Source organism: Neptuniibacter sp. QD37_11 (assembly GCF_047778105.1).
In the GTDB taxonomy this organism is placed as follows: Bacteria; Pseudomonadota; Gammaproteobacteria; order Pseudomonadales; family Balneatricaceae; genus Neptuniibacter.
The window spans coordinates 394,347-418,869 of record NZ_CP180552.1; the positions used below are offsets into that span (position 1 = coordinate 394,347).

Annotated in this window: 19 protein-coding genes and 2 tRNA genes; 19 read left to right on the top strand and 2 right to left on the bottom strand. The window is 45.3% G+C overall.

Going from position 1 to position 24,523, the window contains the following annotated elements; all coding sequences use genetic code 11:
• Position 1: 1 nt before the first annotated feature.
• Positions 2–478 (top strand): transcription elongation factor GreA, encoded by a 477-nt coding sequence (greA, locus tag ACMXYT_RS01775; protein ID WP_415883300.1) that lies wholly within the window; start codon positions 2–4, stop codon positions 476–478.
• Between the two features lie 71 nt (positions 479–549).
• Here the strand turns inward: greA and ACMXYT_RS01780 are convergent, their stop codons facing one another.
• Positions 550–852 (bottom strand): YhbY family RNA-binding protein, encoded by a 303-nt coding sequence (locus tag ACMXYT_RS01780; RefSeq protein WP_415883301.1) that lies wholly within the window; start codon positions 850–852, stop codon positions 550–552.
• A 149-nt stretch (positions 853–1,001) separates the two neighbouring features.
• Here ACMXYT_RS01780 and rlmE point away from each other — a divergent pair, with 149 nt between their 5' ends.
• The 17 genes from rlmE (at position 1,002) to ACMXYT_RS01865 (ending at position 17,638) form a co-directional block, all read left to right on the top strand.
• Positions 1,002–1,622 carry a 23S rRNA (uridine(2552)-2'-O)-methyltransferase RlmE gene (gene rlmE / locus ACMXYT_RS01785; RefSeq protein WP_415911780.1) on the top strand — a complete coding sequence of 207 codons (621 nt, stop codon included), beginning with the start codon at positions 1,002–1,004 and terminating at the stop codon, positions 1,620–1,622.
• Between the two features lie 100 nt (positions 1,623–1,722).
• Positions 1,723–3,681 carry an ATP-dependent zinc metalloprotease FtsH gene (ftsH, locus tag ACMXYT_RS01790; RefSeq protein ID WP_415899952.1) on the top strand — a complete coding sequence of 653 codons (1,959 nt, stop codon included), beginning with the start codon at positions 1,723–1,725 and terminating at the stop codon, positions 3,679–3,681.
• Positions 3,682–3,761: 80 nt separating this feature from the next.
• On the top strand, positions 3,762–4,613 hold the full coding sequence (gene folP / locus ACMXYT_RS01795; protein WP_415911781.1) for a dihydropteroate synthase: 852 nt from the start codon (positions 3,762–3,764) through the stop codon (positions 4,611–4,613).
• A gap of 15 nt (positions 4,614–4,628) precedes the next feature.
• Positions 4,629–5,981 (top strand): phosphoglucosamine mutase, encoded by a 1,353-nt coding sequence (glmM, locus tag ACMXYT_RS01800; RefSeq protein ID WP_415911782.1) that lies wholly within the window; start codon positions 4,629–4,631, stop codon positions 5,979–5,981.
• 38 nt (positions 5,982–6,019) lie between these two features.
• Positions 6,020–6,772 carry a triose-phosphate isomerase gene (gene tpiA / locus ACMXYT_RS01805; protein ID WP_415911783.1) on the top strand — a complete coding sequence of 251 codons (753 nt, stop codon included), beginning with the start codon at positions 6,020–6,022 and terminating at the stop codon, positions 6,770–6,772.
• A gap of 14 nt (positions 6,773–6,786) precedes the next feature.
• Positions 6,787–7,170, top strand: coding sequence for a preprotein translocase subunit SecG (gene secG / locus ACMXYT_RS01810; protein ID WP_415883307.1), 384 nt, complete (start codon positions 6,787–6,789; stop codon positions 7,168–7,170).
• Between the two features lie 19 nt (positions 7,171–7,189).
• Positions 7,190–7,276 (top strand) — tRNA-Leu (locus tag ACMXYT_RS01815).
• Between the two features lie 164 nt (positions 7,277–7,440).
• Positions 7,441–7,517 (top strand) — tRNA-Met (locus ACMXYT_RS01820).
• Positions 7,518–7,708: 191 nt separating this feature from the next.
• Positions 7,709–8,164, top strand: coding sequence for a ribosome maturation factor RimP (rimP, locus tag ACMXYT_RS01825; protein WP_415883308.1), 456 nt, complete (start codon positions 7,709–7,711; stop codon positions 8,162–8,164).
• Between the two features lie 33 nt (positions 8,165–8,197).
• Entirely contained in the window at positions 8,198–9,685 is a 1,488-nt protein-coding gene (gene nusA, locus ACMXYT_RS01830; protein WP_415883309.1) for a transcription termination factor NusA, read from the top strand.
• A gap of 27 nt (positions 9,686–9,712) precedes the next feature.
• On the top strand, positions 9,713–12,244 hold the full coding sequence (gene infB, locus ACMXYT_RS01835) for a translation initiation factor IF-2 (RefSeq protein WP_415911784.1): 2,532 nt from the start codon (positions 9,713–9,715) through the stop codon (positions 12,242–12,244).
• 31 nt (positions 12,245–12,275) lie between these two features.
• On the top strand, positions 12,276–12,677 hold the full coding sequence (gene rbfA / locus ACMXYT_RS01840) for a 30S ribosome-binding factor RbfA (RefSeq protein WP_415883311.1): 402 nt from the start codon (positions 12,276–12,278) through the stop codon (positions 12,675–12,677).
• 2 nt (positions 12,678–12,679) lie between these two features.
• The gene (gene truB, locus ACMXYT_RS01845; RefSeq protein WP_415911785.1) at positions 12,680–13,654 is read left to right on the top strand and encodes a tRNA pseudouridine(55) synthase TruB; all 975 of its coding nucleotides are present in this window, start codon (positions 12,680–12,682) and stop codon (positions 13,652–13,654) included.
• 122 nt (positions 13,655–13,776) lie between these two features.
• On the top strand, positions 13,777–14,046 hold the full coding sequence (gene rpsO / locus ACMXYT_RS01850; RefSeq protein WP_415883313.1) for a 30S ribosomal protein S15: 270 nt from the start codon (positions 13,777–13,779) through the stop codon (positions 14,044–14,046).
• Positions 14,047–14,241: 195 nt separating this feature from the next.
• Positions 14,242–16,347 carry a polyribonucleotide nucleotidyltransferase gene (gene pnp / locus ACMXYT_RS01855; RefSeq protein ID WP_415899958.1) on the top strand — a complete coding sequence of 702 codons (2,106 nt, stop codon included), beginning with the start codon at positions 14,242–14,244 and terminating at the stop codon, positions 16,345–16,347.
• Positions 16,348–16,582: 235 nt separating this feature from the next.
• Positions 16,583–17,083 (top strand): peptide-methionine (S)-S-oxide reductase MsrA, encoded by a 501-nt coding sequence (msrA, locus tag ACMXYT_RS01860; protein ID WP_415911786.1) that lies wholly within the window; start codon positions 16,583–16,585, stop codon positions 17,081–17,083.
• Between the two features lie 198 nt (positions 17,084–17,281).
• Positions 17,282–17,638 (top strand): DUF3127 domain-containing protein, encoded by a 357-nt coding sequence (locus ACMXYT_RS01865; protein ID WP_415899961.1) that lies wholly within the window; start codon positions 17,282–17,284, stop codon positions 17,636–17,638.
• 82 nt (positions 17,639–17,720) lie between these two features.
• Here ACMXYT_RS01865 and ACMXYT_RS01870 read toward each other — a convergent pair whose 3' ends face one another.
• Positions 17,721–20,516: a bifunctional aconitate hydratase 2/2-methylisocitrate dehydratase gene (locus ACMXYT_RS01870; RefSeq protein WP_415899962.1), complete on the bottom strand. Its 2,796-nt coding sequence runs from the start codon at positions 20,514–20,516 to the stop codon at positions 17,721–17,723.
• A gap of 1,004 nt (positions 20,517–21,520) precedes the next feature.
• On the opposite strand from ACMXYT_RS01870, the gene acnA reads away from it, so the two are divergent.
• Positions 21,521–24,238: an aconitate hydratase AcnA gene (acnA, locus tag ACMXYT_RS01875; RefSeq protein ID WP_415911787.1), complete on the top strand. Its 2,718-nt coding sequence runs from the start codon at positions 21,521–21,523 to the stop codon at positions 24,236–24,238.
• Positions 24,239–24,523 lie beyond the last annotated feature (285 nt).

The following is a 24,523-nucleotide window of genomic DNA, read 5'->3' on the forward strand; positions in this document are numbered from 1 at the left end:
TGTGAATCGTGTACCTATGACTGCAGCAGGTGAGAAAGCGCTTCGTGAAGAGCTTGATCAACTGAAAACTGTAGATCGTCCACGCGTAATTGCTGATATTGCAGAAGCGCGTGAACACGGTGACCTGAAGGAAAACGCTGAATACCATGCTGCTCGTGAGCAGCAGGGTTTCATCGAAGGCCGTATTCAGGAGCTGGAAGCTAAGCTGTCTAACTGTCAAGTAATTGATGTAACAGCTATTCCACACTCTGGTAAGGTTATCTTCGGTACTACAGTAACTATCATTAACTTAGATACAGATGAGTCTAAGACTTATCAGATCGTAGGTGATGATGAAGCTGATATTAAAGCGAATAAAATCTCAGTGAATTCACCGATCGCTCGTGGCCTAGTCGGCAAAGAGGAAGGTGATATCGTAAATATTCAGACGCCGGGTGGCGCTACTGAATATGAGATTGATGAGGTTGCTCACATCTGAGCAGACTAAAAAAGGGTGCCTAGGCACCCTTTTTTGTATTTATGCTGTTTTAATAGCTTGCTCAGTAGATATTAACGTAACAAGTTAGATAGTTTTGGGTTTGGTTCAAGCGCTCTACGGTAAATTAGCGCAATGTGACCAATCTCTTGCACGATCTCAGCTTCAACGATTTCGCATAGCTCGCGAATCAGTTGTTTTTTAACGTCGCGATCACCAACAGCAAACTTTACCTTGATCAACTCGTGATCTTCTAAAGCGCGATCGACTTCAAGTTGAATAGCTTCAGTCAGGCCTTTTCCTGCTACAGTTACTAGAGGATTAAGTTTGTGGCCTATAGTGCGGTAATGCTTCTTTTGCTCAGTGCTCAAGCTCATATTAAAATACGTTGCCTCAAAGTTTAGCTGGACGTTTAATGCGGATATTATTTAATACCCTAGTCCAGCATATTTAATTAATTATATTTTACCTGAGTTATGCGGTTCTGAGTAGCACATGGCTCATTCAATCAAGAGAGTGAAACGAAGTGGCGAAAGCATCAAGTAGTGAACGTTGGTTAAAAGAACACTTTGATGATCATTGGGTGAAAAAATCCAAAGAGCTCGGTTATAGATCGCGTGCTAGTTTTAAGCTGATTGAATTAGATGAAAAAGATAAGCTGCTTAAGCAGGGAATGACGGTTGTGGATTTAGGTGCGGCCCCTGGCGGTTGGTCTCAAGTGGCTGCGGAGCGCGTTGGTGATCATGGTCGAGTGGTGGCATCAGATATTCTGCCGATGGACAGTATGGCGGGTGTGGAGTTCGTTCAAGGTGACTTTACTGAGGAAGAAGTGCTGCATAAAATCCTAAATGCATTAGGAGATGGGCCAGCAGACCTTGTAATTTCAGATATGGCCCCCAATATGAGTGGTATGTCTGCTGTTGATCAGCCGGCAGCAATGTATTTGGTTGAGCTTGCTTTGGATATGGCGCGCGAGGTGTTGAAGCCTGGTGGTACGTTTGTCGCTAAAGTATTCCAAGGTGAGGGTTTTGATCAATATTTAAAAGATATGCGTACAAGTTTTGACAAAGTGGTTACGCGTAAGCCTGATTCTTCTCGAGCTCGTTCCCGTGAAGTCTACCTTTTAGGTAAAGGTTTTAAAGGTTAATTAGTGTTTTAGTGGTCAATTGTGGCCGCATAGTATAGTGTTTAGCGTTTTCTAATAACGCAAACAAAATCAGCAAATTGAGGGTATTCCATTGAATGATATGGCGAAAAATCTAGTTCTATGGCTGGTGATCGCAGCGGTATTGCTGACTGTTTTTAATAATTTTAATGAGAAGGCTGAGTCTAATCGACTAAGTTACTCCGATTTCGTCAAAGAAGTTCAGGATGATCGTGTAACTAAAGTCATTATTGATGGCTATATTATTCAGGGCCAACGTTCTAACGGTGATATGTTTGAAACCGTACGCCCAGCACTTCAAGATCCTAAGCTGGTTGATGATCTAATCAATCACAATGTTGTGATTGAAGGTAAGCAGCCAGAACAGCAGAGCATTTGGACTCAATTGCTAGTCGCTTCTTTCCCTATCCTTGTAATTATCGCTGTGTTCATGTTCTTTATGCGTCAAATGCAAGGTGGCGGTGGGAAAGGCGGTCCAATGTCTTTCGGTAAGTCTAAAGCGCGCATGATGAGCGAAGATCAGATTAAAACGACTTTCGATGATGTTGCTGGCGTTGAAGAGGCGAAGGAAGATGTTCGTGAACTTGTAGATTTTCTTCGTGACCCGGGCAAATTCCAGCGCCTAGGCGGTCACATCCCGCGAGGCGTTCTGATGGCGGGTAATCCGGGTACCGGTAAAACATTGCTGGCGAAAGCGATTGCTGGTGAAGCAAAAGTACCTTTCTTTAGTATTTCTGGTTCTGACTTCGTAGAAATGTTCGTGGGTGTGGGTGCGTCCCGTGTTCGTGATATGTTCGATCAAGCGAAGAAAAATGCGCCATGTATCATCTTTATCGATGAGATCGATGCTGTAGGCCGTCACCGTGGTGTTGGTATGGGTGGTGGTAATGATGAGCGTGAACAGACATTGAACCAACTGTTGGTAGAGATGGATGGCTTTGAAGGTAGTGAAGGCATTATCGTAATTGCTGCGACTAACCGTCCAGACGTACTTGATCCTGCGCTTCTGCGTCCAGGTCGTTTTGACCGTCAGGTACATGTAGGTCTGCCAGATATTCTTGGTCGTGAGAAGATTCTTAAGGTTCACATGCGTAAAGTGCCATTGGGTGAAGATGTTAAGCCTGATCTAATCGCACGTGGTACGCCGGGTTTCTCTGGTGCAGATCTAGCGAACCTTGTAAACGAAGCAGCACTCTTTGCGGCACGTGCTAACAAACGCACCGTGAGTATGATTCAGTTTGAGCAAGCGAAAGACAAAATTATGATGGGCGCTGAGCGTAAATCTATGGTGATGTCTGAAAAAGAGCGCTTGAATACAGCATACCATGAAGCTGGTCACGCGATTGTTGGTCGTTTAATGCCAGAGCATGATCCTGTGTATAAAGTTTCTATTATTCCGCGCGGTCGTGCCTTAGGTGTGACTATGTTCTTGCCTGAAGAAGATCGTTATAGCCATAGCCGTCAATCTATCTTGTCTAACATTTGTTCACTTTACGGTGGCCGAATTGCGGAAGAGATGACACTGGGTAAAGAAGGTGTAACCACAGGTGCATCTAACGATATTCAGCGTGCGACTTCATTTGCTCGTAGCATGGTAGCGAAATGGGGTTTGAGTGAAGAGCTTGGGCCATTACTATACGACGAGGAAGAGTCAGATCCATTTAACCGTGGCTATGGTCAAGGTGCTAAACCGCTAGCAGAAGAGACGCAGCGTCGTATTGACACTGAAACGCGCAAGATTATCGATGAGTGTTACCAGAAGGCAGAGCAAATTCTGGAAGATAATCGCGATATTCTAGAGACTATGTGTCAGGCTCTGATGAAGTATGAAACGATTGATAGTAAGCAGATCGATCAGCTAATGAATCGTGAAGAAGTATCTGCTCCAGAAGGTTGGGTGGAAGAAGACAAAAGCGGTTCAGATCATGGTGCCAGAGAAAACGTAAATGCTGATACTGATGCTGAATCGAAGGCTGATGATCGATCAGATGATGATTCAGATCAGGACATTCCGCGCTCACCGGATAATAATATTCACTAAATACAAGGTGAATATGAAAAGGCTGGCTTTGTAGAAAGTCAGCCTTTTTTCATTGTATAACGTAATGAAGAACAGGATCTATGCGCCAGTTAGTCTGTGGTAATCGAACTCTAAACTTAGCTGATACCCATGTTATGGGGATTTTGAATGTTACGCCCGACTCGTTCTCAGATGGCGGAACGTTGTATTCCAATCAGCAAGTAAGATTGGATAGTGTTATTCGACAAGCTGAAGGGATGGTGGCCGACGGTGCGACTATCTTGGATGTGGGTGGCGAATCCACCCGACCAGGCGCTGCTGCAGTGACTCTAGACGAAGAGCTAGGTCGAGTGCTTCCAGTCGTAGAGAAAATTGCATCAGAACTAGATGTAGTTATCTCCGTTGATACCAGTACTCCTGAAGTTATAACTGAGTCAGTTAAACTAGGTGCGGGTTTGATTAATGATGTAAGGGCTTTAGGCCGTGAAGGTGCCTTAGAAGCTGCAGCTAACACAGATCTGCCTATTTGTTTGATGCATATGCAGGGGAGTCCGGCGACAATGCAGAATGCTCCCTCGTATGATGATGTTCTAGATGATGTTGAGTACTTCTTACTGCAGCGAGTGAAAGCGTGCGAAGCGGCGGGGATTACAAAAGATAGATTACTACTAGATCCAGGGTTCGGGTTTGGTAAGAGCGTAGAGCATAATCTACGTCTAATGAATAATTTAGATAGATTGAAGCAACATGACCTGCCCTTATTAATAGGGACGTCTAGAAAATCGATGATAGGCGCTGTTCTCAATAGAGAAGTTGAGCAACGACTACCAGGTAGCTTAGCCACTGTTGCGCTTGCTGTAATGCAAGGTGCAGAAATAATTCGTGTACATGACGTTGCGGAAACGGTTGATGTAGTGAAGATGACCCGTGCGGTTATGGCTGAGACGGTATAAAAGGAATATAAGTTAATGAGTAAGCGTTATTTTGGTACTGATGGTATTCGTGGCAAAGTTGGCCAATTTCCAGTAACTCCTGATTTTGTTCTTAAGCTGGGTTGGGCTGCAGGTAAGGTATTCTCGAGAGAAGGCCACAGTAAAATACTGATTGGTAAAGATACTCGAATTTCAGGTTACATGTTTGAATCTGCTTTAGAAGCGGGCTTGTCTGCTGCTGGTGTGGATGTCTTACTCACCGGTCCTATGCCAACCCCTGCAGTGGCTTATCTAGCACGTACTTTCCGTGCTGACGCTGGTATCGTCATTAGTGCATCTCACAATGCTTACTACGATAACGGCATTAAATTCTTCTCTTCAGAAGGTACTAAGCTGCCTGACGAAATTGAGCAGGCGATTGAAGCGCAGATGGATATCGCAATGACGACGGTCGATTCTGCAGAGCTAGGTAAAGCGCGTCGTATCGATGATGCTGCAGGTCGTTACATTGAATTTTGTAAGGCTACTGCTGGTGGTATCAGTCTGAAAGGCTTAAAGATAATCTTAGACTGTGCCAATGGTGCGACCTATCACGTTGCGCCTGCTGTATTTTCAGAATTGGGTGCAGAAGTTGTTGAGATAGCATCGGCGCCAGATGGTCTAAATATCAATGAAAAATGCGGTGCTACTGCTACGCAGCGTTTGCAAACGGTCGTTATGGCAGAAAAAGCAGATTTAGGTATCGCTTTAGATGGTGATGGCGATCGCGTGATTATGGTTGATCACCTTGGTGAAGAAGTCGATGGCGATGAGCTTCTATACATGATTGCTGCGCAAATGCGTCGTGAAGAATCATTCCATGGTGGGGTCGTTGGGACGTTAATGACTAACTTCGGCCTAGAGCAAGCTTATGCGCGTGAAGGTATTCCATTTGTTCGTGCAAATGTTGGCGATCGTTATGTAATGGAACAGCTATACAAACATGATTGGTTACTCGGTGGCGAGAGCTCGGGTCATATCGTTTGCCGTCATCTAACAACTACAGGTGATGGTACGGTTGCAGCATTGCAAGTACTTAAGGCGATCGTTGAAACCGGTGAAACGTTGAATACTCTTCGTCACGGTATGACCAAATTACCGCAGAAAATGATCAATGTGCGTATGGCGCAAAAGTACAATATTGCTGAGGTTGAAGAGATCAGTGTTGCCGTTGCTAAAACTGAAGCGCAATTAGGTGATCGAGGCCGTGTTTTACTTCGTCCGTCAGGCACTGAACCTGTGGTTCGCGTTATGATCGAGGGTGAAAACGAAGAAGAAGTTAACAGCTTGTGTCAGCAGTTGGCGGATGAGGTTGAAAAAGCACTGCTTGCGCTTGAAAGTTCAGAGTAAGCCAGTTAATATTTGCGCCTCTTTAAATGGGGGTATAAATGCGTACAGCCTTAGTAGCCGGTAACTGGAAAATGAATGGTAATTCAGCATCTATCAATACGTTGATGGAAGGCCTGAATGCTGAGCTTAAATCCAATGCTGTTGATGTGCTGGTTTGTCCGCCGTCTATATACCTATCTCAAGTTCAAGCATTGACTGCTGATTCTGTTATTGCACTGGGTGCACAGAATGTAAGCGAGCAAAATAACGGTGCTTTTACGGGTGAGATCTCTTTAGAGATGTTGCAAGATTTAAGCTGCGAATACGTTATTCTTGGTCATTCCGAGCGTCGTAGTTTGTATGCTGAGTCAGACGAGCTGGTTGCTGATAAATTTAAAGCAACAGTTGCAGCTGGCTTGAAACCAATCCTATGTGTTGGTGAAACGCTTGAAGAGCGTGAAGAAGGTAATACACTTGCGGTTGTTGAGCGACAGATAAAAGCTGTTGTAGATGCTGCAGGGATCGAACAATTTGTAGATGCTGTAATCGCTTATGAGCCTGTATGGGCTATAGGCACAGGTAAAACTGCAACGCCAGAACAGGCGCAAGAAGTGCATGCGGCAATTCGTAATATGATTGCTGAATGTGATGCTGAGCTAGCTAGCAAAATGCGTATCTTGTATGGTGGCAGTGTTAATGCTGCCAATGCAGCTGAATTGTTCGCGAATGAAGATGTTGATGGGGGGCTTGTTGGTGGAGCATCCCTTAAAGCAAACGACTTTATTGCCATCTGCCAAGCGGCAGGTGCATAACTAACGGTTCTGAGATGGAAACAGTAGTTTTAATTATTCATGTATTGTTGGCAGCCGCTGTAATTGGCTTAATTTTGCTGCAGCAAGGCAAGGGTGCTGAAGCTGGCGCTTCTTTTGGTGCAGGTGCTTCGCAGACTGTTTTTGGTAGTACTGGTAGCGGTAACTTCCTTTCTCGCGTAACAGGTATTGTTGCTGCGGGCATTTTTGTTACAAGCTTTGTTTTAGCTGTATACGCTAAAGAGAAAGCTGATTCTGTTGGTGATGCAGGTATTCCTTCTGCTGAGCTTATCGAAAGCAAAGCAGCAGAGTCTGCTGTTGCTGAAGAGCCAGCGCTACCTGTTTTTGATGAATCTAAGCCAAAAGCGCCTGTAGATTCTGACATTCCTCAAAATAACTAATAGTTTCTAAAAGTTTGTTGCCCAAGTGGTGGAATTGGTAGACACGCTATCTTGAGGGGGTAGTGGCCGTCAGGCCGTGCCGGTTCAAGTCCGGCCTTGGGCACCATATTTCTTGATTAAGAGCCTCAGTACATATACAATTTGCACCAGTTTTTGGATAAGTGAATTGTTTATTCAGTAAGTCTCTTATTCTTTGAAGTCAAAAAGCTAAATTTTGTTAGCTATCCAGACTTCAGATCCTCAGAAATGTTGGATCATTTAGGTTTTTGATGCGGGGTGGAGCAGCTTGGTAGCTCGTCGGGCTCATAACCCGAAGGTCGTTGGTTCAAATCCAGCCCCCGCTACCAACCTTATTTTTACGTAAGGCCCCTTTTAAGGGGCTTTTTCGTAGGTAAAATGCAGAGCCTTTAATCTAAGGGGTTGCATATCGGGAATGGGTCATTAGACCCATTTTTTGTTTTTGAAATTTACGATATTAAATCTAACTTATTGTTTTATAAGTGTTTGATATCTTAGTGTTAGAACAGGTGGGTTATTCGTGTCAGCGAAAATGAAACTATTACAAGAGTTGATTGAGCCTTCAGTTACAGCGCTGGGGTTTGAACTCTGGGGTATTGAGTTTCTCTCACAGGGAAAACACAGCACCCTACGGGTGTATATCGATTCTGATAACGGCATTAACGTAGATGATTGCGCTAAAGTCAGCCATCAGGTCAGCGGAATTATGGATGTAGAAGATCCGATTGCAGGTAACTACACCCTTGAGGTGTCCTCTCCTGGTATGGATCGTCCTCTATTTACACTTGAGCAGTTTGAAGCCTATGCAGGATCTGTTATTCAGGTTCGCTTACGAATTGCGTTTGAAGGCCGCCGTAAATTTAAGGGTGTGCTGAATGGTGTTGAAGGCGACGACATTCTGGTAGTGGTCGACAATGAAGAATATATGCTGCCGATTGAGTACATCGATCGTGCAAACATTATCCCTCAGTTCTAAACGTGGATTAGAGGTCTTAGGCGAGGCAGAAGCATGAATAAAGAGATTCTGTTGGTTGCGGAAGCAGTTTCTAACGAGAAAGATGTTCCGAAAGAAGTGATTTTCGAAGCGATTGAAGTTGCACTAGCAACGGCAACTAAGAAGCGTTACGACGAAGAAGCGGATATTCGCGTAGTTATTGATCGAGCTACAGGCGATTACGAAACTTTCCGTCGCTGGTTGGTTGTGAGCAACGAAGAAGTACCTGCACTAGGTACTGAACTGACGATGGAAGAAGCTGAAGAGATTGATGCTTCTCTAGAGCCAGGTAGCGTACATGAAGAACAGGTTGAATCTGTTAAGTTTGGTCGTATTGCGGCACAAACAGCTAAACAGGTTATCGTTCAGAAAGTTCGCGAAGCAGAGCGTGCGAAAGTTGTTGAATTGTACCGTGATCGTCAAGGTGAATTGATCTCGGGCAGTGTTAAAAAAGTAACGCGCGATAACATTATTGTAGATCTAGGTAACAATGCTGAAGCATTGCTGCCTCGCGATCAGCTAATCCAGCGTGAAGCATTCCGCATGGGTGATCGTGTACGTGCGGTTCTTCTTGAAGTTCGCTCTGAAGGCCGTGGTCCTCAGTTGATCTTGAGCCGTTCTTGCAACGAAATGTTGATTGAGCTGTTCCGTATCGAAGTGCCAGAGATTTCTGAAGAAGTGATTGAAATTCGTGCGGCGTCTCGTGATCCAGGTTCACGTGCGAAGATCGCCGTTAAGACGAATGATGGCCGTATCGATCCAGTTGGTGCATGTGTAGGTATGCGTGGTTCTCGTGTACAGGCTGTATCTAACGAATTAGGTGGTGAGCGTGTTGATATCGTGCTTTGGGACGACAACCCAGCGCAGTTGGTTATCAACGCAATGGCACCTGCAGATGTTGCATCTATCGTAATGGACGAAGAGACACATTCGATGGATGTGGCAGTTGCTGAAGAAAACTTAGCGATGGCGATTGGTCGTAGTGGCCAGAACGTACGTTTGGCTTCTGAGCTTACAGGCTGGGAACTAAACGTGATGACTGAAGAAGATGCACAAGAGAAGCATCAATCTGAAGTTGGTTCTGTGATCGATACATTCATCAACCACCTAGACGTTGATGAAGATGTTGCTGAAGTGTTGGTAGAAGAAGGTTTCACAACACTTGAAGAAGTTGCTTACGTTCCTGTTGATGAGATGTTAGAAATCGATGGTTTCGACGAAGCTATCGTAGAGGAACTACGTAAGCGTGCGAAAGATGCACTTCTAAACCTTGCTATCGCAAGTGAGGAAAAACTTGATAGTGCAGAACCAGCAGCAGACCTGTTGGAGATGGACGGTATGGACAAGCACCTAGCTTACCTACTGGCCGCGCAAGGTGTAATTACTATGGAAGATCTAGCAGAACAGTCTATCGATGACCTGCTAGGTATTGAAGGCCTGGATGAAGAACGAGCTGCAGCGTTAATCATGACTGCTCGTGCTCCATGGTTTGCTGAAGAGTAAAGATTAACGGAAGAGGAGCCTCCTAACATGGCAGAAGTAACAGTTAAGCAGCTTGCCGAAATGGTTGGTGTTTCCGTTGAGCGTTTGCTAGAGCAAATGCAGGAAGCAGGCATTTCAGGCAAGAATGAAAAAGCAGAAGTATCTGAAACTGAGCGTCAATCATTGCTAAATCATCTTAAGCGCAGCCACGGTGAAGATGCAGATGATGCAGAACCTAAGAAAATTACGCTTAAGCGTAAAACTACATCGACACTAAAAGTTTCTGGTGCTTCTGGGAAGAAGAAGACTGTGAACGTTGAAGTACGCAAGAAACGTACTTATGTGAAACGTTCAGAAGTGGAAGGTGTTGAAGGCGAAGCTGATCAGCAAGCGGAAGCACAGAATGCTGAAGAGTTGCGCTTAGAAGAAGAGCGCAAACAGCAGGAAGCGGAAGCTCAAGCCGCACGTGAAGCTGAAGAGAAAGCCGCTAAAGAGCGCGAAGCTGAAGCACAGCAGAAGCGTGAGCAAGAAGCTAAAGCTGCTGAACAGAAGAAGCAAGAAGCTGAAGCTGCTGAGAAAGCTAAGCAGAAGAAAGAAGAAGAGGCTAAGCGCCGTAAGGCTGAAACCGAACAGCGTTTCAAAGCTCAAGAGCAAGCTAAGAAGAACGAAGATAACCGTCGTGGTAAAGGCAAGAAAAAAGGCAACGACAACCGTGGTCAGCAGGATCGTCGTGGCGGCAAAATCAGCCGTAACCGTGGTAAGAACGGCAAGCCGCTTTCGAACAAGCCAAATGAACATGGCTTTAAAGAGCCAACAACTCAACAGGTAATGGAAGTCTCTATTCCTGAGAGTATTACGGTTGCAGATCTTGCGAAGAAGATGAACGTTAAGGCTGCTGAAGTGATCAAGGTAATGTTTGGTATGGGCGCTATGGCGACTATCAACCAAGTTATCGATCAGGATACAGCAACGCTTGTTGTAGAAGAGATGGGCCACACACCTAAGCCAATGCAAGAAAACGCGGTTGAAGAAGCGTTGATGGAGAGCATTCAGGCGCAACAGGGTGATTCAGAAGGACGTGCACCGGTTGTAACTGTAATGGGTCACGTAGACCACGGTAAAACGTCTCTACTTGATTACATTCGTTCTTCACGTGTAGCGTCTGGTGAGTCTGGTGGTATTACCCAGCATATCGGTGCCTACCACGTAGATACTGATAACGGCATGGTAACATTCCTAGATACTCCGGGCCACGCAGCGTTTACCGCAATGCGTGCACGTGGTGCTTCTGTAACCGATATTGTAATCCTAGTAGTTGCAGCAGACGATGGCGTAATGCCTCAGACTGAAGAAGCGGTTCAGCACGCGAAAGCGGCTGGCGTGCCTCTTGTTGTTGCTGTGAACAAGATCGATAAAGAACAAGCTGATCCAGATCGTGTTAAAAACGAATTGGCAGCACTGGATGTTATCCCAGAAGAATGGGGTGGTGAGAACCAGTTCGTAAACGTATCTGCTAAATCAGGTCAAGGTATCGAAGAGCTTCTGGATGCAGTACTACTGCAGTCAGAAATATTAGAACTTGAAGCCGTGCCTAATGCGCCTGCTCAGGGTGTAGTAGTTGAATCTCGTCTAGATAAAGGTCGTGGTCCAGTTGCTACTGTACTTGTACAGAACGGTACGTTACGTAAAGGCGATATCGTACTTGCGGGTCTTCACTACGGCCGTGTACGTGCGATGCTGGATGAGAACGGTAAGCCGATCGATTCCGCTGGTCCTGCGATCCCTGTAGAAATCCAAGGTCTGGATGGTACGCCTAACGCAGGTGACGAATTCACTATGGTATCTAACGAGAAGAAAGCACGTGAAGTTGCTCTATTCCGTCAGGGTAAATACCGTGATGTTAAGTTGGCTCGTCAGCAGAAATCTAAACTTGAGAACTTGTTTGCAAACATGCAAGCGGGTGATGTTAAGACTTTCAACATCGTACTGAAGACAGACGTACGTGGTTCTTTGGAAGCGCTAACGCATGCTCTAGAAGATCTATCTACTGATGAAGTTAAAGTGAACATCGTATCTGGTGGTGTAGGTGGTATCGCAGAAACTGATGCTAACCTTGCGGTAACAGCAGATGCATTGATGGTTGGCTTTAACGTTCGTGCTGACGCTCAGGCGCGTCAGGTGCTAGAGCGTGAAGGTATTGAACTACGCTACTACAGCGTAATCTACGACATCATCGATGACGTTAAACAGGCGATGGGCGGTCTGCTATCTCCTGAATACCGTGAAGAGATCGTGGGCATTGCTGAAGTACGTGATGTATTTAAAGCGCCTAAGATCGGTGCGGTTGCCGGCTGTATGGTTACAGAAGGTACTGTCTTCCGTAACAAACGTATCCGTGTCCTACGTGAAAACGTTGTAATCTATGAAGGTGAACTAGAATCTCTACGTCGCTTCAAAGATAACGTTAACGAAGTACGTCAGGGTATGGAGTGTGGTATCGGCGTTAAGAACTACAACGACGTTAAAGTCGGAGACCAAATTGAGGTTTACGACACAGTTGAAATTCAGCGCACACTTTAACGTTGCAAATACAAGGTAATAAATAACCTTTATGGCACGCGATTATAGTCGTACATCTAGGATTGCTGACCAGCTCCAACGTGAGCTGGCGCAGCTGATCCAGTTTGAAATAAAAGATCCACGCTTAGGTATGGTTACAGTTAGCCATGTCAAAGTCAGTAAGGATCTAGGTTTTGCTGATGTCTACATCACTGTTTTACCACTTAATGGTAAAGATGAAGCAGAAGCAATTATTGATTCACTAAAAGTACTGAACAATGCTGCAGGTTTCCTTCGTGGAGAACTGTGTCGTAACGTTCAGCTACGTGTTATGCCGCAACTGCGTTTCCATTTCGATGAAACGATCGAGCGTGGTAGACATCTACATCATCTGATTGAGGCGGCTATCCGTCAGGAAAATCAGAGCGCTTCTAAAGACGCTGACGAGGAATAATCGTGGGCCGTCGTAGAAAATCCCGAGGCCGGGCGGTCGACGGTGTATTCTTGTTGAATAAACCGTCCGGTATCTCTTCTAATTCCGCTCTACAGCAAGTTCGACGCATTTATGATGCGGCCAAAGCCGGTCATACAGGTGCCTTGGATCCACTTGCCACTGGTATGCTACCGATTTGTTTAGGTGAAGCGACTAAGTTCTCTCAGCACCTGCTCGATTCTGATAAACGCTATATCACAACAGCTAAGCTTGGTATTCGTACAGATTCTAGTGATGCTGATGGCGCTGTCGTCGAAGAAAAACCTGTTCCAACAGATCTGACTGAAGACAAGATAGATACTATTTTGCAGTCAGAGTTTAGCGGTGAAATAGAACAAGTTCCTTCGATGTTTTCAGCGTTGAAACACCAAGGGCAGCCGCTTTATAAGTTGGCTCGAAAGGGTATTCAGGTCGAAGTAAAGCCGCGTAAAGTAACGATCCATGAGATCAAATTAACCGCTTTGCGAGATGATGAAATTGATCTAGAAGTCTTTTGTTCGAAAGGGACTTATATCCGTTCAATTGTCGAAGATCTCGGCCATATCCTGGGTTGTGGTGCGCATGTCAAAATGCTCCATAGACTGGATGTGGGTGCATTCACGGCTGACCGAATGATGAGTTTGGATGAGCTACGTGAGTTAGTGCCCGAAAACAGTGCTGAAGAAGAGCAAAAAGGCATACAAATCGAGCTGGATAAGCTATTATTGCCAGCCTGGGCTGCTGTAGATGATCTACCGGCAGTTCGATTAGATGATCAGCAAACCAGTTTGATTATGCATGGCCAATCAGTCCCTAATGCTGATTATGCAGAAGGTAGCTTGGTTCGTTTGTTTGGTACATCACTGGATAGCGATGCAGAGCGTTTCTTGGGCGTTGCCGAAGTAGTCGAGCAACAGCTAAAACCTAAACGCCTTATTTGCACTGAGGCTGATCAATAAAGATTTTATTTGGTTCTCGTAAGAGGGCCGATGTGGCGTTGTACTGAAAATATGCTCGGTGCATCGTTTCTTTTTAATCCGGCGATCTTAAGATCGTGTGCATATTTTTTAGGAGTATGAAAATGGCATTAACTGCTGAGAAAAAAGCGGCAATCGTTGCAGATTTCGCTCGCGCTGAAGGCGACACTGGTTCCCCAGAAGTTCAGGTAGCTCTACTATCTGCTAACATCGAAGGTCTACAAGGTCACTTCAAAGCGAACAAACACGACCACCACTCTCGCCGTGGTCTGATCCGCATGGTAAACCAGCGTCGTAAGCTGCTGGACTACCTAAAAGGTAAAGATGCTGATCGTTACCTTGAGCTGATCAAGCGTCTAGGTCTGCGTCGCTAAGTTAGTGTGAATTCTCTGGGGCCATACAATGTATGGCCCCGGTTTTATCTGGGGTAAGAAAAGGTAACTATTTCATCCCGCCCGTACTCAAATGCGCTTTCAGAACTATCGAGAGCTTATTTGAGTACTGGCAAGACAGAAGGCATGAAAGTTATCAGCATGCTGCCCCGCCAAATTATTTAAAGGAAAATTATTGTGTTCCAAGTAGCTACTAAAACATTCCAGTTTGGTGGTCAGGAAGTAACTATCGAAACTGGCCGCGTTGCGCGTCAGGCGACAGGTTCTGTCCTGGTTAAAATGGGTGGTAACGAAGTACTTTGTACAGTTGTTGGCGCTAAAGAAGCAAAAGAAGGTCAGGGTTTCTTCCCTCTTTCTGTTCACTACCAAGAGAAATACTACGCTGTAGGCCGTATCCCTGGTGGTTTCTTCAAGCGTGAAGCACGTCCATCTGAGAAAGAGACGCTTACTTCTCGTCTAATCGACCGTCCAATTCGTCCACTGTTCCCTAAGGGTTACATGAACGAAGTTCAGGTTGTTTGTACAGTAATGTCTGCTGACAAAGTAAATGATCCAGATATCGCAGCGATGATCGGTACGTCTGCTGCACTAGCAATCTCTGGTATCCCATTCCAAGGCCCAATCGGTGCAGCACGTGTTGGCTTCACTGAAGAAGATGGTTACATCTTAAACCCATCTTATGAGCAGCTTGAAACATCTGAGCTGGACATGGTTGTTGCTGGTACGTCTGACGCTGTGCTAATGGTTGAATCTGAAGCGCAAGAGCTTTCAGAAGACGAAATGCTTGGTGCGGTTCTATTCGCTCACCAAGAGATGCAAGCAGTTGTTAACGCTGTTAACGAACTTAAAGCTGAAGCGGGTAAAGAAGCTTGGGTTTGGACTGCACCTGAAAAAGATCAAGATCTAATCGCTAAAGTACGCGCTGAAGTAGGCGAAGGCATCACAGCTGCTTACCAAGTTGCTGATAAAATGCAGCGTCAAAACGCACTGGCTGAGCTTCGCGCTCAAGCGGTTGAAAACCTTGCAGGTGATGAAGAAGGTCAGCCTTCTGCTGGTGATGTATCTGGCATCGTTAGCTCCCTAGAGAAAGAGATCGTTCGTGGCCGTATCGTTGCAGGTGAGCCTCGTATCGATGGCCGTGATAACAAGACTGTTCGTGGTATCGATGTTCAGATCGATGTACTACAAGGTACTCACGGTTCTGCGCTATTCACTCGTGGTGAAACGCAGTCTATCGCGACTTGTACACTAGGTACTGCACGTGATCAGCAGATCATCGATGCGATCGAAGGTGAGCGTAAAGATCCATTCATGTTGCACTACAACTTCCCTCCATACTCTGTAGGTGAATGTGGTCGTATGATGGGTGCTGGTCGTCGTGAAATTGGTCACGGTCGTCTAGCACGTCGTGGTGTTGCGGCAGTTCTTCCAACTCAAGAAGAGTTCCCATACACAATCCGTATCGTATCTGAGATTACTGAATCTAACGGTTCTAGCTCCATGGCTTCTGTATGTGGTGCGTCTCTATCTATGATGGATGCAGGTGTTCCTCTTAAAGCACCAGTTGCGGGTATCGCAATGGGTCTTGTTAAAGAAGAGAACGGCTTTGCTGTCCTAACTGACATCTTGGGTGACGAAGATCACCTAGGTGACATGGACTTTAAAGTAGCGGGTACTGAAACAGGTATCACTGCACTTCAGATGGATATCAAAATCACTGGTATCACTGAAGAGATCATGGATATTGCGCTTGAGCAAGCATACGAAGCACGTGTTCACATCTTGAAAGAGATGGCTAAGGTTATCGGTTACGCTCGTCCAGAGCTTCCAGATAATGCTCCTGCGTTGACTCAATTGAAGATCAACCCAGAGAAAATCCGTGACGTTATCGGTAAAGGTGGTGCAACTATCCGTGCACTTACTGAAGAGACTGGCGCATCTATCGACATCGAAGACGATGGTACAGTTCGCGTATACGCTGCAGACAAAGCAGCAGCTAAAGCGGCTACTGATAAGATCATCGAAATCACTGCTGAAGCAGAGATTGGTCAGGTTTACGAAGGTAAGGTTGTACGTATCGAAGACTTCGGTGCATTCGTTAACATCCTGCCGGGTAAAGATGGTCTAGTTCACATTTCTCAGATCGACAACAAGCGTGTTGAGAAAGTAACTGACTACATCCAGATGGATCAGATGGTTAAGGTTAAAGTACTGGACGTAGACCAGCGTGGCCGTATCAAACTGTCTATGAAAGACCTACTTGCTGATGATGCAGTAAGCTAAGTTTCTTTTAGCAGTTAGTGGTGAAAGTGTTTCGCTACTAGTCGCTAAAGACTGAAAAAAACCGCCGATTTATCGGCGGTTTTTTTTATGCGTGGCATAAACCTTAATCGGTTGATGGCTGTACAAGATAAGGTTCTTTATTGACCGAAAGGCATTAGCTGTGGGAACTTTCTGGTAAGCGCTATAACAAAGATATACTGGTCTATTGCTAGCTTTTAAATTGGAGGATGCCTGAATGAGTGAACAACGAGCAATACTTGCTGGTGGATGCTTCTGGGGTATGCAGGATCTAATTCGTAAATTACCGGGCGTTATAGCGACTCGTGTAGGCTATACCGGTGGTGATGTGCTTAATGCTACTTATCGTAATCATGGTACGCATGCTGAGGGGATTGAGATCTTATTTAATTCAGAATTGATTTCTTACCGAACCTTATTGGAGTTTTTCTTCCAGATTCATGACCCTACAACACCTAATAGGCAGGGTAATGACCGTGGTACATCCTACCGCTCTGCGATCTACTTTCTAGATGATGCTCAAAAACAAACTGCGCTAGATACAATCGCCGATGTTGAAGCCAGCGGCTTGTGGCCAGGTAAGGTGGTAACGGAAGTCGAAGCTGCTAGCGATTTTTGGGTGGCAGAGCCTGAGCATCAGGATTATCTTGAGCGCTATCCTGGTGGATATACCTGCCATTTTCCGCGTCCTGACTGGGTGTTGCCTAAACGTTCGTAAGCAGCTAGTTGCTAGAAGCTAGGAGTTAGTCCATAGCCACTCTAGGGTTAGTGCGGCTTAATTTGACCGTAGGTTGTATTAAGACCTCGCTAATAAGGTGAATGCTAGTGCAACTTTTAACTCTAACGAAGACTTCTTTTTTTATTTTTGATTTAATGAACTCAATTTTGAAATTTTAGATACCTTTGGAAAGCATTCATGAGTTACGAGCTAACTGGCAAAATTAAACTGATCCAAGATCCGCAAACGTTCAATAGTGGCTTCACTAAACGTGAAATGGTCGTGACAGTTGATGACGGTAAATACCCTCAAGAGATCAACTTAGAGTTTGTGCAAGATAAGGTTAGTTTGCTTGAATCGTTGCAGGTCGGACAGGAAGTTACAGTGAGCTTTGATATTCGTGGTCGAGAGTATAATGGGCGTTATTACAACAACCTTGTTGGCTGGAAGATTCAGTCAGCGTCATCTCCAGAAGCTTCTGAGCAAGAGTACTTTAACTCCAATGCAGCGCCGGCACCTCAGCCAGCTGACTTTGACGACGATATTCCGTTCTAAATGACGTAGCTATTTTAGCTCTTGGTATAAACAAAAAAGCCCCGAATTATCGGGGCTTTTTATTGCTGACGTTATCTAGTGATTAGATACGTGCAGCTGGGATAGCTTGTGGTGCAACGCTTAGGTCTTCGCTTGGTGGAGCGAAAGACGTTAGGTTGATACCTTCAACAGCTGCTTTGTACTCTTCCAATGTTGGGAAACGGCCCAAGATAGTAGAAAGAACAACCATTGGAGTAGAACCTAGTAGAGATTCACCTTTCTTCTCAGCAGAGTCTTCTACAACACGGCCTTGGAATAGACGAGTAGAAGTTGCTAGTACAGTGTCACCTGCTTCAGCTTTCTCTTGGTTACCCATACATAGGTTACAGCCTGGGCGTTCTAGGTACAGAATGTTCTCGTACTTAGTACGCGCTTCTTCTTTCGGATTCTCATCATCGAAAGTGAAGCCAGCGTATTTCGCTAGGATGTCCCAATCGCCTTCAGCTTTTAGCTCGTCAACGATGTTGTAAGTTGGCGGAGCAACAACTAGAGGTGCGTTGAACGTGATAGGACCGTTCTTCTCTAAGTTGCGTAGCATTGCAGCAATGATCTGCATGTCGCCTTTGTGAACCATACAAGAACCAACGAAGCCTAGGTTAACTTCACGGCCATTGTAGTAAGAAGTTGGACGGATAACATCGTGAGTGTAACGCTTAGAAACGTCTTCGTTGTTAACGTCTGGGTCAGCAATCATTGGCTCATCGATTGCGTCTAGGTCAACTACTAGCTCAGCGTAGTACTTAGCGTTGTCGTCTGGAGCAAGCGCTGGAGCTTCGCCAGATTTAACTTCAGCGATACGCTTGTCAGCTAGAGCGATAAGGCCTTGAAGCATGCCTGCTTCGTTTTCCATACCTTTATCGATCATGATCTGGATACGAGACTTAGCTAGTTCTAGAGACTGAATTAGTGTTTCGTCAGTAGAGATGCAGATAGAAGCTTTCGCTTTCATTTCTGCAGTCCAGTCAGTGAACGTGAACGCTTGGTCAGCTAGTAGAGTACCGATCTGTACTTCGATTACGCGACCTTGGAAAACGTTTTCGCCAGCGAACTTCTTAAGCATCTGCGCTTGAGTAGCGTGTACGATGTCACGGAAGTCCATGTGAGGCTTCATAGCACCTTTGAAGGTTACTTTGACAGACTCTGGAATTGGCATTGCTGCTTCACCAGTAGCCAATGCGATCGCAACAGTACCGGAGTCAGCACCGAATGCTACACCCTTAGACATACGCGTGTGAGAGTCACCACCAATGATGATTGCACGGTCATCAACAGTGATGTCGTTCAATACTTTGTGGATTACGTCAGTCATTGAGTGGTAAACACCTTTCGGATCACGTGCAGTGATTACGCCGAATGCGTTCATGAATGCCATTAGCTTAGGCGTGTTAGCCTTAGCTTTGTTATCCCATACAGACGCTGTGTGACAACCAGACTGGAATGCACCATCAACGCTTGGTGAGATTTTAGAAGCAGCCATTGCTTCTAGTTCCTGACAAGTCATAGGACCAGTAGTGTCCTGAGAGCCTACGATGTTCACTTTAACGCGAACGTCAGAACCAGTGTGTAGAGGAGTCTTAGAAGTCACGCCTACTGCATTGCGGTTGAAGATTTTTTCAACAGCAGTTAGACCTTGGCCTTCGTGAGAGATCTCTTTAGATGGAGCGTAAACAGCTGGAGCTTCAACGCCTAGAGTTTCAGCAGCGAACGTTTGAAGTTTCTTACCGAATGTTACCGCGTAAGAACCACCCGCTTTCATGAACTCAACTTTTTGTGGTGTGAACGCGTCTGAGATATCAGCTAGTTCTTCGTCGCCGTTGTACAGCTTCTTAGCTTTAGTATCGATAGTTAGAACAGTACCAGTAGCTACAGAGTATGCTTCTTCTAGTACTGGATCGCCGTTTTCGTCACGAACAACTTCGCCGTTTGCGTCAGTTTTCTTAACCCAGTTCTTAAGGTCAAGACCAATACCGCCAGTTACACCAACCGTAGTTAGGAAGATAGGCGCGATACCGTTAGTACCCGCAACAACCGGTTTGTTGTTTACGAACGGGATGTATGGAGAAGTTGGCTCACCTGCCCAAAGTGCAACGTTGTTTACACCAGACATACGGGAAGAACCTACACCCATGGTACCTTTCTCAGCGATCAGCATCACTTTAGCGTCTGGGTTGTCTTCACCCATCTTCTTAATTTCTTGCTGAGCTTCTGGAGAGATCATGCACTTACCGTGCAACTCACGGTCTGCACGTGAGTGAGACTGGTTGCCAGGAGAAAGAAGGTCAGTAGAGATATCGCCTTCAGCAGCAATGTAAGTGATAACTTTGATTTTCTCAGGGATATCGTCAAGCTTAGTGAAGAACTCTGCTTTAGAGTAGCTTTCTAGGATATCTTTAGCGATTGCGTTGCCCGCTTTGAAAGCGTCCGCTAGACGAGCTGTATCAGCGTCGTATAGGAATACTTGAGACTTAAGAACTTCGCCCGCTGCAGCAGCTTGTGCGTCGTCAGATAGAGCGATGTCTAGTAGTGCTTCAACAGAAGGACCACCTTTCATGTGAGACAGTTGCTCAAGAGCGAACTCTGGAGAGATCTCAGCAACAGTTTCTTTACCTAGAGCGATGTCTTTTAGGAAAGCCGCTTTAACGCCAGCCGCTGGAGTTGTACCAGGTAGCGTGTTATAGATGAAGAAGTTTAGAGAAGCTTCGCGCTCTGCATTACCAGTGTCTTTGATCTGGGCAATGATTTCAGATAGCAATTCAGCGCTATCGATTGGTTTTGGGTTTAGACCCAGGTCCTTTTTACGAACCTCAATTTCTTCTAGGTAGTCAGAATAGTAGCTCATGGCGTCCAACGTCTCACTTAAATCTAGTTATGATTTGTGCGCAGATTATAAAAAAAAACAGGCAAACAGCTCAATCAAAACTATTTAAATGAGGCTAATAGTCGCTATAAATTTAAAAAATAGTACTTAAATCAAGGCTTTTAAAGAGGGTATACATTGGTTGTAGGTATCTATTTTTATTATAAAAAATGGCAGTTTTTGCCTTTATTGAAAATAGTAATCATTTAAAATTGGTTTTAATTGTTTTCTTAATTGAAAATAATAATCATTTTTCAAGGGATTGCTTAATTAGCCTTTGTTTCTGTGCTCGTTGCTGACGCATAGTCCGCCAGTCCGTGGTTTCGTTGGTACAGTCTTCTATTGGAGAGGTAAGTGGAATTAATTTGCTCTCCTTCTATTAATGCCATTTGATGACAGCCTTTATTATCTAAATTAGCTAAACAGAAGCTAGCTTAATTATTAGATGTTTCTTCGGGGAGCTTTTACCCACTGTCGAACCCCAATTAACCAAGGATGGATGTTTTTCCAAGCTAAATCCTAGTTTCTAAATCGAGGTTACTGATAGTGATAAACGCCTCTAGCTTTCTTAGCGCACCCTCTATCTATAGCTTAAACATCGCTTTCTTATCGATCCCATAATCCAGTTCCGAGCTCTATCTGAAATGCAGCGAGCTTGATTCAAATTTCTTCGCTTCTGTTCAAAAAAAAACCGTTTTTACTAGCAAATAGTCTTAGATTGTATGTAATTTATGCTATTTTATGCCCGTATTACTTGCTTTGAGTCGGTTATTGTCTAATATTGTCGACAATCTTGATGAAGTAATAATTTGTGTTGCAGAAAATATCGGTACGACGGCCGATAAATCTAGGATGTTCTGCAATAGCGGTTCGTGTGACGCCTGAAAATATAACCAACAAGGAAATCGAGCAGTTCCAGTGAACGAGAACTCGTAAAAATACAGGTTATGGCTTCAGCTGTGTCCTATCTGCGTGAGGTATAAAAAATGACAAGCCCGACCCATTTCGATCCATCTAGCTCTGTTAGAACACTCTCAGGAACAGAGCACAGCTACCATAGTCTTCCAGATACTGCAGAACAGTTTGGTATCGACCTTGATGCATTACCTTTTTCTCTGCGTCCTATCTTGGAAGGTATTGCTCGAAACGTTGGTCAAAACGGCGTAACTGCTGAGCAGGTTGAGGCGCTTGGAAGTTGGACAGAACACCAAGGTACAAAGCCGATCGAAATTCCTTTCACCGCGGGTCGTGTCATCATGCACGATTTAAGTGGTACGCCAGCGATTGTTGATTTTGCTGCGATGCGTTCAGCGGTTCAGCGTATGGGCTTAGATCCGGCAATCATTGAGCCTCTTGTACGAGCAGATCTTGTTATCGATCATACGGTAACAATGGACAATACGGGCAGCCCGGCTTCACTAAGAATTAATGGTGAACTAGAAGCGGAGCGCAACAAAGAGCGTTATGCCTTCTTGAAATGGGGAGCGCAAGCATTCGACACGATCCGAATTATTCCACCACAAACCGGCATTGTTCATCAGGTTAATCTAGAGTATCTGGCTCAGGGGTACCTAGACATTAACGGATTGATGGCACCAGATACGCTGATTGGTATGGATAGTCACACGCCAATGGCGAACGCGCTAGGTATTGTTGGTTGGGGTGTTGGTGGTATTGAAGCCGGTGCTTCTATGCTGGGTCAACCTATGCAGATGCTGGCACCCGAAGTAGTCGGCGTTGAGTTAACAGGCGCACTACGTGAAGGTGTTACTGCAACCGATCTAGTACTAACCATCACCGAGATGCTGCGTAAATACCCTGCGGGTGTGGTGGGTAAGTTTGTTGAATACGTAGGTGAAGGTTGTGCCAACCTTTCTCTTCCGGATCGTGCAACCATTGCAAACATGTCACCAGAATATGGCGCAACCATGGGCTTCTTCCCGTTTGATGAAGTATCTGCTGAGTATATGAGAGCAACAGGCAGGGATGGTGATCTGCCACTTGCATACTACACAGCTCAGAATATGGCTTGGAAACCAGGTCAGGCATTGCCGCGTTATACCGATCTTCTGAAACTTGATCTGTCTACCGTTGAGCCGTCTGTAGCGGGCCCGAAACGACCGCAAGATAGATTACCGTTAGCTGAGATTGGTAAGGTGTTCCAAAAAGCAGCTGCTGAAGGGGGGCGTAATCCTGAAGTCGTTAAAGTGACGCCGATGAAAGCAGACGAAGCGGGTATTTTCGCACCATTGCCTGAACGTGAGTTAAAAGACGGTGATATTGTGATTGCTGCGATTACAGCCTGTACCAACACCTCTAACCCAGGTCTATTGATTGCAGCGGGTCTGCTCGCTAAGAAAGCCAATGAACTCGGTATGAAAGTACCTGATGGTGTTAAAACGTCTTTGGCTCCAGGGTCACCGGTTGCTACCGACTTCCTAACCAAGGCTGGCCTACAGCAGCACTTGGACGCTTTGGGCTTTAATACTGCGGGTTACGGCTGTACTACCTGTGTGGGTAACTCTGGCCCTCTAGCACCAAGCATCGAAGAAGCGCTGCAGAACCACGATATCATCGCTGCGTCTGTTTTATCGGGTAACCGTAACTTTGAAGGTCGTGTGCATCCAGATGTTGATACCAACTTCCTGATGTCTCCACCGCTGGTGGTTGCTATGGCGATGGCTGGCAATGTCAATATTGATGTTACGACACAGCCAATTAGTCAGGATGCCAATGGTAACGACGTCTACCTAAAGGATATCTGGCCGAGCAATGCTGAAATCAGCCAGACCATGCTTGAATGCATGGACCCGAAAGCGTTCCGCGAAACCTACGAAAATTCTTTGGATGGCCCTGCTACATGGCAGAACCTCGAATCTCCAACGGGTCCTGTGTATGACTGGGCTGCAGACTCTACGTATATCCAAGAGATCTCTTTCTTCGATGGTTTCTCACTGGAAACACCTGAAGATGCGTTAAACAATATTGCTGGTGCACGCATGTTGGTGATGTGTGATGACAACACAACCACCGATCATATTTCCCCAGTAAGCCGAATTCGTCCAGATTCACCTCCAGGTGAATACTTAAGCTCACAAGGCGTTGCAGACGAAGATATGACATCTCTTGGCGCACGTCGTGGTAATCACCATGTTATGTTGCGCAGTATTTTCGGCAACGTAAAAGCACGAAATTTGCTGCTACCGGGAACTACTGGCGCTGTAACGAACTATTACTCGGTTAATGCAGCTCCAGCACAGATGTCTATCTATGATGCGGCTGAGCGCTACCGTTCTGAAGGTACATCTACAGTTGTATTTGGCGGCAAGCTTTATGGCACAGGCTCATCACGAGACTGGGCTGCAAAAGGTCCTGCGCTGTTGGGTGTTAAAGCGATTATCGCTGAAAGCTTTGAGCGTATTCATAAATCCAATCTGGTGGGTATGGGTGTATTACCGCTGCAACTTCCAGAAGGTGTGACGCGTGCATCACTCAATCTGGATGGAACAGAAACCTTCGATCTGAATGGAATCGATACTCTGGAACCACGCGGTACAGTCGACCTGACTATTAACCGAGCAGACGGCTCATCACAGCAGTTAGAGCTGACCTCTCGTGTTGATACGTCTTCTGAGCTGGATCAGATTCGCCACAAAGGCATTTTGCCGATGGTATTACGCGATATCATCGCTGCAAACGCATAACATCAACGTTCCTTTCTAGGAATTAAAAACCGCCGTTTATCGGCGGTTTTTTTATGTCTGTGAATATATCTACATTAGTTTTATCCAAGTTTTATGTGGATAAGTACGTTAATAGGTTGAGAGTGGATGGCTGTATGCCAATGAATACAAGGTGTATGGGGATTTGCTCACAATCTAACAGTTTGATTTAAACGTTGCGTTTAAAGCTTATTCACAGGTGAGTTTTTTTACTTAAACCATAATTTATCTGGTGGTATTAATGCCAAGGCGTAATAGTTTTCTGGT